Annotated in this window: 8 protein-coding genes; 4 read left to right on the top strand and 4 right to left on the bottom strand. The window is 38.8% G+C overall.

The genetic code is table 11. The annotated features are described in order from the left end of the window. Positions 1–115: 115 nt before the first annotated feature. From RICGR_RS01070 to RICGR_RS01060, 3 genes are all read right to left on the bottom strand, one after another. Positions 116–3205: an efflux RND transporter permease subunit gene (locus RICGR_RS01070; protein WP_006035669.1), complete on the bottom strand. Its 3090-nt coding sequence runs from the start codon at positions 3203–3205 to the stop codon at positions 116–118. Between the two features lie 65 nt (positions 3206–3270). Continuing rightward, positions 3271–4422 (bottom strand): efflux RND transporter periplasmic adaptor subunit, encoded by a 1152-nt coding sequence (locus RICGR_RS01065; protein ID WP_006034879.1) that lies wholly within the window; start codon positions 4420–4422, stop codon positions 3271–3273. Positions 4423–4437: 15 nt separating this feature from the next. Beyond that, positions 4438–5949, bottom strand: coding sequence for an efflux transporter outer membrane subunit (locus RICGR_RS01060; RefSeq protein ID WP_040615073.1), 1512 nt, complete (start codon positions 5947–5949; stop codon positions 4438–4440). Between the two features lie 257 nt (positions 5950–6206). Here RICGR_RS01060 and RICGR_RS01055 point away from each other — a divergent pair, with 257 nt between their 5' ends. Beyond that, positions 6207–7109 (top strand): DMT family transporter, encoded by a 903-nt coding sequence (locus RICGR_RS01055; RefSeq protein ID WP_006035501.1) that lies wholly within the window; start codon positions 6207–6209, stop codon positions 7107–7109. A 60-nt stretch (positions 7110–7169) separates the two neighbouring features. On the opposite strand, the gene pepN is transcribed toward RICGR_RS01055, so the two are convergent. Continuing rightward, complete coding sequence (gene pepN / locus RICGR_RS01050) at positions 7170–9809, bottom strand: aminopeptidase N (protein WP_006034845.1); 2640 nt, start codon at positions 9807–9809, stop codon at positions 7170–7172. A gap of 286 nt (positions 9810–10095) precedes the next feature. On the opposite strand from pepN, the gene dapB reads away from it, so the two are divergent. The 3 genes from dapB to RICGR_RS01035 all read left to right on the top strand — a co-directional run bounded on the left by dapB (position 10096) and on the right by RICGR_RS01035 (position 12856). Then, positions 10096–10827: a 4-hydroxy-tetrahydrodipicolinate reductase gene (gene dapB, locus RICGR_RS01045; RefSeq protein ID WP_006034747.1), complete on the top strand. Its 732-nt coding sequence runs from the start codon at positions 10096–10098 to the stop codon at positions 10825–10827. 30 nt (positions 10828–10857) lie between these two features. After that, positions 10858–11502 carry a 16S rRNA (guanine(527)-N(7))-methyltransferase RsmG gene (gene rsmG / locus RICGR_RS01040; RefSeq protein ID WP_006035348.1) on the top strand — a complete coding sequence of 215 codons (645 nt, stop codon included), beginning with the start codon at positions 10858–10860 and terminating at the stop codon, positions 11500–11502. Positions 11503–11608: 106 nt separating this feature from the next. Beyond that, positions 11609–12856, top strand: a complete 1248-nt coding sequence (locus tag RICGR_RS01035) for a hypothetical protein (RefSeq protein ID WP_006034742.1) — start codon at positions 11609–11611, stop codon at positions 12854–12856. Positions 12857–13051: the final 195 nt, after the last annotated feature.

Raw genomic sequence — 13051 nt, 5'->3', positions numbered from 1 at the left:
AACCAACAACAAAAAAATAATTCGCTTGAATCGCATACCCATATCCCTATTAAAATTCAATTGCTTCTAAAAAAATTGATAGTTTCTATATTCTTTCCCTTTCAATAGAAAGAAATTATGGTGTTGTTAATCGTTGATCACTTTCTATATCGTTCGCACGACGTTTGCTGTGATGTTCTTCGGCAAAGACTAAATACATAGCAGGAAGTACAAATAATGTAAATAATGTCCCTATCGAAATTCCAGAGGCAATCACTAAACCAATATTAAAGCGACTCATCGCACCGGCCCCTGTCGCCAAAATCAATGGAATAACCCCTAAGACCATGGATGCTGTCGTCATTAAAATAGGTCGCAGTCGAATTCCAGCCGCCATTTGTATCGCGTCTCGTTTTTCATGCCCTTCTTGCTGCCTATCATTTGCAAATTGCACAATTAAAATTCCATGTTTGCTAATAAGGCCAATCAATGTGACTAATCCCACTTCAGTATAGATATTTAAACTTGCACCGCCAATACCTAAACTGATAAAAATAAGTGCACCGCACATTGACATCGGTACGCTGACTAAAATAATAAAAGGATCTCGAAAGCTCTCAAATTGTGCGGCCAAACAAAGAAAAATAATAATTAACGCTAAGAAAAAAGTTAACATCAACGCGCTGCTTTCTTGCTGATATTGACGGGATTGTGCTGCATAATCCATATTGTAATTTTCTGGAAATATTTTTTTAGTCATCGTTTTCAATCCTTGCAGCGCCTCACCCATCGCAACCCCAGGAAAAGGAATCGCTGAGATGGTCGCTGAATTCAATTGCTGAAAATGATTAATGGATTCGGGTACGACGAGTGTTTTTAATCGCGCTATCGTGGATAAAGAAATCGTCGTCCCATTCGGCAACTTTAAATAATAATTCAGCAGTTGATCGGCATTCAAACGATAACCTTGCATGACTTGAGGAATAACCTGATAGGAACGGCCATCAAAATTAAAATAATTGATATAATTCTCGCTCATCGCAGAAGCCAATAAATTTCCCACATCAGCCATAGTCAAACCCAGCAAAGACGCTTTATTCCGATCCAGTTGAATACTTGTTTGCGGTTTATCTAATTTTAGATCGCTATCTAAATAAACAAATAAACCACTCTGGCGCGCTTCATCTAACAAACGTTGAGAAACATCATTTAATTTAACATAATCATCGGTGGTTGTAATAACGAATTGTACCGGTAAACCGCTTCCTCCGCCAGGCAAAGAAGGTTTTTGAAACGCGGCGACGCGTGCTCCTGCAATCCCATCGAGTGATTGTTGTATCTGGGGTTGTAGTTCATTGGTCGTCCGTTTGCGTTCATTCCACGGTTTAAAAACCATTCCGCCAATACTCGTATTCAATCCATTCACACCATCTAATTGAAAAATATGATCCGTTTCAGAATAGGATTTAAAAATTTGAAACATTTGATTGGAATATAATTGGGTTTGCTGCAACGTTGCATTGGGTGCCGCCGTCAGCACACTAATAATGATTCCTTGATCTTCCTGTGGCGCTAATTCACGCTTAGAAGTAGCATACAAAAAATAAATACTGCTTAAGATAATGAGTGCAAATACCAGTGTAACAGAAACATTATTTAATGATCGTTCCAAAATTTTTTCATAATAATCACGCAATTGTTCAAATTTATCATCAATAAAACCAACAAAACCTCTCGAGGAGCCTTTGATAGGTGGTTTTAATGACAGTGAACACATCATGGGCGAAAGCGTTAATGCAATAATCGCAGAAATCGCGACTGCTCCGGCTAACGTAAATGCAAACTCGGTAAAAAGCGCGCCCGTTAGTCCTCCCATAAAACCGATAGGGACATAAACGGCAATTAAAACGACGGATATCGAGATAATCGGAATAGCAAGCTCTCGTGCACCCTGGATAGCGGATTCAAAAACGGATTGACCCTGTTCAATATGTCGATAAATATTTTCGACAATAATAATCGCATCATCCACCACTAAACCGATTGCTAAAACTAAAGCTAACAAGGTCAATAAATTGATTGTATAGCCCAGCAACAACATAATAAAAAAGGCCCCGATTAAGGACAACGGCATCGCAATAACCGGTATAATGACCGAACGAACAGAGCCTAAAAATAAAAAAATAACGAGCGTCACAATCACGAGCGCTTCGACTAAACTGGTCATTACTTCACGAATAGCACTATTGATGTAACGACTTTCATCATAAACAATTTTTCCATTTAAACCTTGCGGCAACTGAGCAAAAATGTCCGGTATCGCTTTTCGTATATTTTTGATGACAGAAAGTACATTGGCCGTGGGTGCGATTTTAATACCAATATAAACAGCGGGTTTATTGTCAAACTTTACGGCTGTATCATAGCTTTGTGAACCTAAAGTCACTTTACCAACATCTTTTAAACGGATAATGGCACCATTGTGTGCTTTGATAATTAAGTTTTGAAATTGTTCTAAATGAGTTAAACCGGTGCTTATCGTCAAATCAACCGTAACCATACCTCCTTTTGTACGTCCTACTGCAGCAATAAAATTGTTATCCGATAACGCGTGAGCAACCTCATCAGCCCCCAAACCGTAAGAAGCTAATTTAGCAGGATCCAACCACGCCCGGAGTGAAAATAAATGTTGGCCCACAATTTCAGCTTGTTGTACGCCGTGGATAGCCTGTAACTGAGATTGTACCACACGCGTCAAATAATCGGTAATTTGATTGCTTGCTAACTTCGGGCTGTAAAACCCGATATACATCGAATTGATTGTTTCACCAATGGCAATACTTAATGTGGGTTGCTGAGCTTGTTGAGGTAACTGATTAATAACAGCATTCACTTTGGTATTAATTTCAGTGAGCGCTTTATTGGGATCATAATTTAATAACAAATGAGCGCTTATTTCACTACTTCCTTGCGTACTGCTGGATGTTAAATAATCAATTCCTTGAGCTTGAGCGATTGAATTTTCTAAAGGTGTCGTAATAAATCCTGCAATTAAAGCCGGATCAGCACCGGTATAAACAGTCGAAACCGTTATCACCGCATTTTCCGTATACGGATATTGCCGAATTTGCAACAGCGTTAACGAACGAATCCCGAGCACTAAAATGAATAAGCTAATCACCGTCGCCAATACAGGTCGTTGAATAAAAATATCCGTAAAATGCATAAAAAAGCCGTTATCCTTAACTCGAAATTGTAATTGAATGAAAGCTACCGAATCGTTCTCCTGGTTTATTGATCCCTAACCATCGGTGCTTTATTATTATGGGGTACAACGGCGTTATTAATGACCACGAGGCTACCGTTCTTTAATTTAAGTTGTCCACTGGTCACCACCATTTCCTCTGCGTTTAATCCATCGAGAATAGCCACTTGATCGCCCCGCTTTTCGCCGGTTGTCACAAGTGTTTGTAGAACGCTCAGCTGTGTTTTTCCATTTTTATCTTTCCCTTTTTGTTGAACAATGTAAACCATTTCCCCATAGGGATTGAAACTAATGGCGGTCTGAGGCAACGTTAAATAACGTTTGAGTAAACCGGTCTGTATTTCAGCAGAAACAAACATACCCGGGTATAATCTCAACTGTGGATTCGCAATCGTGGCTTCCACCTTCACGTTTCGTGTATTGACATCGACAATAGGGTTAACCGTCGTCACCTTTCCAGTAAATACTTTATCGGGGTAAGTATCTGTTTTTAGGTTCACTCTCGCGCCCTGATGTAATTGGGCTAACTTTTGTTGTGGAATAAAAAAATCAGCGTATAAAGGGTCTAACGCTTGCAAAGTGACTACTTTATCGCCAGGATTAAGATATTGACCCGCGTTCACCGTTGAAACACCTAAACGGCCACTAAAAGGTGCTTTTAACGTTTTTTTCGCAACAATGGCTTTTTGTTGAGCGACCTGTGCCATTAAATTTTTTAAATTTTGCTCATCCGTATCCAACACCGCTTTACTAATGGCTTTCACAGCAAATTGTGCGCTATCACGATGATACGTAATTTCAGCTAATTTCGCTTGTGCTTCTAACGAATGTAACAACGCTACTTCCGAATCGGCGTTCAGTTGAACTAAACGATCACCTTCGTTGACTTCTGAACCCGGTTTCAAATAAACCTGACGAACTAATCCCGCTAATTCCGTTGTGACATCAACACCATCGACAGCTCGCAAACTACCATAGGCCAAAATCGTCGGTTGCCATGCTGAAAAGTGGACCCGCTGGGCAGACACCGTAACGATAGGTGATCTATTTTCTCGCATGACATGCTGAATAATAAGATATTTAACCGTTTGATAACCAAAAATCAGCATGAAAAACACACTGACACCGATGAGCATCGTGATCATCGGTCGATTAAAATGCTTTTTTAATCTACGCACATTGACAATCCTTGACTAAAACAAACAATTTGAAGTCCACCACCCACCTCCTAATGCTTGAAATAAAGCGGCAGTATCCATATATCGACTCGCTTGCGCTTGTATCAAACGAATACGGACTTGCTGATATTGGCGCTGTGCATCTAATAAAGAAAGATAACTCACCCCCCCTAAATAGAATTGTTGTTTTACTAAATTCAAATGAGCATTTGCTGCTAACTCCGCTTGTTTTTGGACACGTAGCGTTCGTGCATCGGCTTCTATTGCACGCAAGGTATCCGCTACATTTTTAAACGCTTTTAAGACCGCCTCTTGATAGGTTGCCGCCGCTGCATCATAAGCCGCGATAGCAGCGCGTCGTTCAGCTAACAAAGCGCCCCCTCGAAATATCGGTTGGAATAATCCACCTCCAATATTCCATAACTGACCGCCAGAAGAAAATATCCGACCGCCCACCGTATTCGATTTTCCCCATGAACCACTCAATGCAATCTGTGGATATAAATTAGCCGTTGCAACGCCGACTTGAGCATTCGCCGCTTCCCATAACGCTTCTGCAGCACGTATATCCGGTCTTTGTCTCACTAAAGCAGAAGGAATACTTAAAGGTAACGTCGTTGGCAAATGCAGTTCTTTTAGGTCCAAACGAGGAATAACACCTTGTTGGCTAGGAAAAGCGCCCACCAAAATAGCGAGTAAATGGCGTGCTTGTTCCCAGTTTTTTTTCAGGGGGGGGAATGTCGCTCGCGTTTGTGCTAACTGTGTTTGTTGTGCGAGCACTTCAATTTTCGAAACCCCGCCTAGACCAAATTGTTTTTTCATAATCGCCAACTGTTTTTCTTCTTCCTTTATGAGTTGTTGGGTTACATCCATTTGTCTACGTAATGATGCGACCGTAATCGCTGCCGTTACAATGTTCGAGGTTAAGCTCAAATAGGCGGCACGAAGCTCAAAATAGTGATAGTCGACTTGGGATCGTAACCCTTGTATTTGCCTTCGTATTCCTCCAAAAAAATCAAGTAAATAACTCGCGTTAACGGATGCATTAAATAAATTAAATATCGCTTGAGAGATCCCGCTGGTTGTTACGGCATTGCTCGCAACGGTAGAAGGGCTAAAAAATCCTATATTGGAACCCCGCTGGGCAGTCAGTTGCGCTGAAACACTCGGAAATAAACCATTACCGATCCCTGCACTTAAATTTTCTTGTGCTTCACGTAACGTCGCTTTCGCCGCCATTAAATTGGGGCTCTTCGCAATACCCTGGCAAATCAGTTTATTCATTTTTGGCGAGTGAAATAAACGCCACCATTCTGCTGAAAAGGTTTTGCATTGAACAAACGTTTGTGATGCCCCCCCCTGTCCTGGCGCACTGACCGTTCGACAAGGCCAAGGAGGGTTAGTGTAATGATTGACCTTCGGTGGTTGAGGTGTTTCAAAGTCAGGTCCCACCAGGCAAGCACTGAGGCTCCCCAACATCATGGCAATCATAGCAATTTGATAACAACTCCTATAGTAAACCCACATCACATTTGTCCATTTTTTCTCTGTTTATCGCGCATATTTAAGAGGTGTACCTTCTATCATAGACGATATTTCTAGAACTTTAGGGGAATTAAACGAAATCTTATCCCATGAGAACCTCGTTTCATTGATAAAAACTTATCGCTATTTTCACAACAAACTATACTTAATTTAAATTTAAGCAAGGGAATCTCATTTATTCCATGAACGCATTCAAAACAAACCGTAAGATTTCCCTTATTGGAGTTGGAGCTTCATTTATGGTCAAAAAGCAAAAAAGGATTGGCTCAGAAAAAAAACATAAACGTGCGTTACTTTACTTAGTCATCGGTGCCGTTGCCATCGGTTTCGCACCTATTTTTGTCCGTTTAAGTGAAGTGGATCCCATTGCAACAGGCTTTTGGCGGGTGGCTATCGCTTTTCCCATTTTAACATTACTGTCACTCGGCCAAGGTTACACACGCCCAGATGATCGCCACAAACCGATTTTAAAAGATTATCTTTGGCTGTTATTGTGTGGTGTTTTATTTGGAGGCGATTTATCCACTTGGCATCTTTCTATCCAATATACAACCATTGCAAATTCCTCACTCATTGTTAACTTTTCACCCATTCTTATTGCGCTTTGGGGATGGATCGTTTTAAAAAAACCTCCACAGAAAAAATTAATCGTTGGCTTATTATTAGCCTTACTGGGTATTGTCATACTGATTCAACCCACCGTACCGATGGATAAAACGATTCGTGTAGGGGACGGATTAGCTTTTATTACCGCTTTTTTCTATGCCGGTTACTTATTGGTTTTAAACCATGCTCGTAAAAAATTTACAGCGTTTACCAGCATGGCCATATCCACCTTTAGTAGTATGCTCACTTTACTTTTCATTAGTTGTATTACCCATGAACTCACTTTGCCTGAAACGCCCATGGCGTGGATTATTTTACTGGCTTTAGCGTTATTTGCACATGTGTTAGGGCAAGGCTTAATTGCGTATGCATTACCCTATTTACCCGTTACCTTTTCATCTATCGCTTTACTTATCCAGCCAATGGTTGCAGCAATAGCTGGCTTTTTCTTTTTTAAAGAAACACTCAATGTGATACAGATCATCGGCATCTTCATTGCTTTAGTGGGGATCTTCTTAGCAAAACAGGCGATTTAGACGCCAACCTCGTCAGAAAAAACCGCGACAAAAACGATTACTCCATTTTAAAAATAAACTTCATAACAAACTTTTACTCACTATTTCGTAGACATCGGGAGAAAGTTCAGACACTTTCATCAGATTTTCTAATTGCTCATGCATTTGGGATTGTCGCTGTGCATCAAAACGACGCCATTGTGTCAATGGTTTCACTAAACGTGCAGCTATTTGAGGATTAATAGGGTCAAGACGTTGTATTTGCTCGCTTAAAAATAAATAACCTGCACCTGAACGATCATGAAATTGAACGCGATTTTCAGAACAAAAAACACCAATCAGTGATCGAATTTTGTTTGGATTTTTCCAATCAAACGCAGGATGTTTGAGTAATTTTTTTACCCGCTGCAGTGCATCGGATAATGGCGCACGTGCCTGAAGTGCTAACCATTTGCACACCACTAAGCCATTCTGTGAATTTTTCTCGTAAAAATCATTTAAGAAATAATCACTTTGTGGACTATTGTGGTTCACCATTTCGCTTAAAGCGACCATTCTGTCTGTTAAATTATCGGCCTTTTTATAATGCTCCAGACAAAGATGATTTGTGTTAGGATCCTGCAACAGCATCAGATAGATTAAACTGATATTCGCTAAACGTCGACGGGCTACTGATTCTTTGTCAAAACAATAAGGTGCTAAATCATGACACCGTTGATAACAGGCTAAAAAATGGTCTTTTAGTTTCTGAGCACATTGAACCCGTAACCATTCTCTTCCTTCATGAATACCATCGATATCAATCATGGACATTTTTTCTGCGAACGACGTTTCGCTGGGCAAACTTAATATTTCGACCAATAAATCTTTACTCGCTTGTTTATTTTCCGCAAATAAAATTTTACACCCTTTAACGAGTTGATTAACCGCAGGATCATCGTGAGCCGCTGAAGATTGAATACGGCGTAATACAATTCGACTCGCCAATTCTTGTGCGGCATCCCAGCGATTAAAACCATCGGCATCGGTTTGCATTAAAAAGGCTAAATCATCGTCAGAATAATTCACTTTCAGTTTTACAGGTGCTGAAAAGTGTCGTAATAAAGAAGGAATAGGTTTCGATTTGACCTGAATAAATTGAAAAACATGCTCCGTTTCTCTTATTTTTAATGTACATTGCCTACCCCTGGGTTTGGCATCTCCTACCTGTTGTAATTCAATAGGTCGGCCGTCTTCAGGCTGTAACAAGGCCATCACAAAAGGAATATAGAAAGGCTTTTTAATGGGTTGACCCGGCGTCGCAGGGCATTGTTGTTTCACCCTCAAATGAAACGTTTTTTCCTCGTGTGAATAATCATAATCAACCTGCAATTCCGGTGTACCGGATTGTTGATACCAACGCCGAAATTGCTGTAGATCATAACCACTTCCTTTCTCAATGGATTGAACAAAATCTTCAATCGTCACGGCTTGCCCATCATGCGTCGTAAAATAATGATCCATCCCTTTTCGAAAACCCTCTGGCCCCACTAAGACTTTCATCATCCGAATAATTTCAGCACCTTTTTCATACACGGTCATCGTATAAAAATTATTGATCTCAATGTAAGATTCAGGTTGCACCGGGTGCGCTAAAGGGCCTCCGTCTTCAGCGAATTGCAGCGATCGTAATTGTCTGACGGTATGGATACGCTCCGTTGCAGGATTGCCTATTGACTCACTAAATTCCTGCTCGCGAAAAACCGTTAAGCCTTCTTTCAGACTCAGTTGAAACCAATCGCGGCAGGTTATGCGATTACCCGTCCAATTGTGAAAGTATTCATGGCCAACGACTTTCGTAACATAGTTGTAATCGGCATCCGTCGCTGAATTCGGATCCGCTAAAAGCGTTTGTGCATTAAAAATATTAAGGCCTTTATTCTCCATAGCCCCCATATTGAAATCATCAATGACAGCAATCATAAATAGTTTTAAATCATATTCACGTCCGTACGCTTCTTCATCCCAACGCATTGCTTTTTTTAGAGAATTCATCGCATGATAGCATTTATTTTTTTGGCCTTTTTCAGAAAAAATTTGTAAACAAATTTTTCGTTGTGATTGGGTCACAAATTGATCTTGTAAATATTCTAAATCCCCTGCAACTAAGGCAAATAAGTAGCTTGGTTTTTTGAAGGGATCTTCCCACGTGACCGAATGTAGATTATTTTTCAAATCGTGTTCTGCCATTTTATTTCCATTGGACAACAAAATAGGGTATTTTGACTTGTCAGCAATGATCGTTGTGGTATAGCGGGCTAATATATCAGGTCTATCTAAAAAGTAAGTTATACGTCGGAATCCTTCGGCTTCACATTGTGTACAAAAAATCCCTCGTGAAACATATAAGCCACTGAGCGCGGCATTTTCTTTCGGTTTAATTGTATTTTCAATCTCAAGGCTAAATTGTTCAGGGACATCGAAAATAATTAACGTATTTTCTTTCAGTTGATACTCATTTTCTGATAGACGTCGGCCATCCCGTTTAATCGCTATCAATTCACACTGTTCACCTTGTAAAATCAACGGTTCCTGCTTATTTTCTACTGTCGCTCGATGAAATGTTATCCGTGTATTAACGCGCGTTAATGCCTCATCCAGCCGAAACGTAAGTTCTACGTGCTTTATTAAAAAATGAGGTGGCGTGTAATCTTTAAGAAAAGTTGTTTTGATATCAGTCATTTTTCACCTATTATTTTATAAAAACTATAAACAAGCTTTGCCCACTGTACAAGCCTCCTATCCCTGTCGTTTTGGGTGGGGCCTGTTTTTGACCGTTCCCGTTCATAATACGCCACAGGATTAGCAATGACCGGTGGAAAATATAATATCAACGTGGTTTTCCATTTAAAGTCATTGAAATCGACTTTATTACTAAAATGAACTCAAGAACAACTTTATTGGATCATTTCATAAAATATAGCGTATAGTCAGCTCAAAACCTTTGTAAAAACAGGAGAATTTTACAGTGTCCATCCAGGTTATTATTAATGGTGCTCTCGGTCGAATGGGTCAAGTCACTGTTAAAACGATCCAACAAGAACCTCATTTTAATTTAATCGCAGAAACACAAACCACCCACGAATTAAAAAATGCCATGCTATCGAATAAAGTGGATATTGCTATAGACTTTACGCATGCGCGGGCTGTTTATAAAAATACGAAAAGTATTATACTCGCGGACGTACACCCTGTCATCGGAACCAGTGGTTTACATCCTCAACAAATTAAAGAATTGCAAACACTTTGTGCTGAAAAAAAACTAGGAGGAATTATTGCACCTAATTTTTGTATCGGTGCTTTGTTAATGATGCGACTTGCAGAACAAGCGGCACACTATTTTTCAGAATGTGAAATTATAGAAACGCATCATGAAAAAAAATTAGATGCGCCTTCCGCAACGGCGTTAAAAACGGCAGAATTACTGAGTGCCGCTCGAAAAACACAACCGAGTACAAAAAAAATTCACGAAACAATACCCCGTGCACGGGGTGCACTTAAGAATAAAATTCCAATACATGCCTTACGTTTACCTGGGTTTCTTGCTAAACAAGAGATTCTTTTTGGTCATCCTGGTGGAAACTTAACCATCTCGCATGAAACCATTGATCGTAATGCGTATATGCCTGGAGTACTATTGGCCTGTAAAAAAGTGATGGCATTGAAAAAACTAGTTTATGGCTTAGAAACTTTTTTATAAAAAGTTAATTTTATACAAAACCCAAACACGATGATCGATTTTAAATCCTTACATACTCAACTTTTGAAACTACTCAGCGGAAATCGGTTCGAGGTTTCTAAAAAAACAAGTCAACAGCTCGTCGATTATGTCTTATTACTGCATAAATGGAATCAAATTCATAATTTAACGAGCATACGTAATCCTTTGCAGATGCTTTCCAAACATATTATGGATAGCCTTGCTATTAGTCCCTATTTGCGAGGTCCTCATATTCTCGATGTGGGAACCGGGGCAGGCCTACCGGGCTTACCTTTAGCACTGACCCATCCCCACTATCATTTCACATTATTAGACAGTAATGGAAAAAAAACGCGCTTTTTAACCTACATTTTACAAACGCTCATGATATCTAACGTTGATATCATCTCACTACGCGTCGAAAAATATGACGTTAAAAAATGTTTTAATAGCATTGTCAGTCGTGCCTTTAGCCAACTCAATAATTTTTTACATAAAACGCAACATTTATGTTGTAAAGATGGTGTATTTTTAGCGATGAAAGGACGATATCCTATCGAAGAAATTAATAACCTTGACAATCAGTTTCAATTAATAGATACCCCCGCTTTACGTATCACAGGGCTTGATGAAAAAAGACACTTACTCATCATTGGTTTTAATCGCTCGTTATAAAATTTAGAACTTATTTTTTTATCCATTCCTTGTTAATTTCAAAAAGATTAACTATTCTAGTTATTTAAAAAATCGGATAGGATACCTTTTGTCTAAGGATAATAAAATGCTTGATAATACAGAAAATTTGCCTTTAATTGCACCAACGAATTCTTTCAATTTTTTTCAAAAATCAATTCAATCCGCTAAACAGATTACTTTTAAAACGGTTGCTATCGTTTCCGTCTCTTTAGTCAGTGTTGTCACGTATTATACCCCGGCCTACCAAGCAGGCGCTTCGGTTTCCAATGGATTAAAAGAAATTGCAGCCCTCAGTGGTATCGGAACTAATTTTATTTTTAATCTACAAGCTTATCGAGATTTTTTCGATCAGTTACCTCAATTGTTTAAGATGCCCTACCGACTTTCAGTCGCACTTTTTTTTTCCATGATGTGTGTTGCACCCAATCTATTAATGAACCTCGTCGATAAAGAGGGAAATTATAATGATACATCAACTATCTTATTACAAACTATTTCTGCTTTTTTTAATATTGGTGTTAATGTGATAGGATCCATAGAATTAATTAATTACATCACTTCTTTTCTAAAAAATAAAATCGATTTGCAAAAAGAAAAACTGATTGAAGAAATTAATTTTATGATTGAAAAAATTTCACGATCATCTACCCAACATCATGACAGTGAATTATTCGCTAACTCTCAAATTAATTTATGTCAAAAATTAAGCTATTATTTTTTAAATAGTACTATTGCTTTATTCAGTATTCCGCAATTGAGTGCTTATTTATTGATTAATTATTTTGGAATGCGCGATTTAGTAGAACAAAAATTATCTACTTCCCAATCTATCAGTTGTTTATTCGGTGTCTTCGCTGCACTAGGTAATGGAATACCCGGCGCAGGGTTTTCAATAAAAGGGGTAAATAGCATCAGTAAAAAGCTTATACGCTTTAAACGACCTTCTTTATTGACGGTATTGATGCTCATCCCCGCTTTATTTTCAGGTTTTACTACACACAAAGCCATGGCAGATAGTTTAAAAAAAATGGACTATTCGGGAGACATTGCTGAAGCATTAAAATGGATAGCCAATCTCGGCGCGGCATTGATTTATAATTTACCTCAAATGCTTGCTTTAACAAATGTGGATACGCCTCAATTAAGTCCTGAACTTACTGTTCTTAAGCAAACACTCGAAGATCATGTTCAACATTTAGATACGTCCACGTTAGAGGATTTTAAAACTAACTTATCAAGCAAACTTAGTCATTTTTTTAACACGTCTATTGAAGAAAATAACTTATCCGATCATTTGTCATTGCACACGGATAGTATTGATTTAAAACTTTAAACTTGTCATAAAAAATTCTAAGAAGTTTTGGATAATTTTAGACGTCAATGAATACTATCCGTTCAGAAAACGAGCGTTAAAAAATAAGGTGTTTTCCAAATGCTTACAAATTCCTAACTTTGCAAACTTAATAACCTACTAAAAACCACGATAGTTTACGTAGATTAAATCTCAGTCTGGTAATTCTGGTACACA

Origin of the sequence: Rickettsiella grylli, from assembly GCF_000168295.1 — a bacterium.
In the GTDB taxonomy this organism is placed as follows: Bacteria; Pseudomonadota; Gammaproteobacteria; order Diplorickettsiales; family Diplorickettsiaceae; genus Aquirickettsiella; species Aquirickettsiella grylli.
The sequence above is the reverse complement of the archived record's forward strand: the minus strand, read 5'-3'. Positions and strand labels throughout refer to the sequence as shown.

Coding starts and splice junctions, on each gene's coding strand:
- RICGR_RS01055 (WP_006035501.1), top strand. CDS start 6,207: ATGGTCAAAAAGCAAAAAAGGATTGGCTCAGAAAAAAAACATAAACGT.
- pepN (WP_006034845.1), bottom strand. CDS start 9,809: ATGACTGATATCAAAACAACTTTTCTTAAAGATTACACGCCACCTCAT.
- RICGR_RS01060 (WP_040615073.1), bottom strand. CDS start 5,949: ATGTGGGTTTACTATAGGAGTTGTTATCAAATTGCTATGATTGCCATG.
- RICGR_RS01070 (WP_006035669.1), bottom strand. CDS start 3,205: ATGCATTTTACGGATATTTTTATTCAACGACCTGTATTGGCGACGGTG.
- RICGR_RS01035 (WP_006034742.1), top strand. CDS start 11,609: ATGCTTGATAATACAGAAAATTTGCCTTTAATTGCACCAACGAATTCT.
- rsmG (WP_006035348.1), top strand. CDS start 10,858: ATGATCGATTTTAAATCCTTACATACTCAACTTTTGAAACTACTCAGC.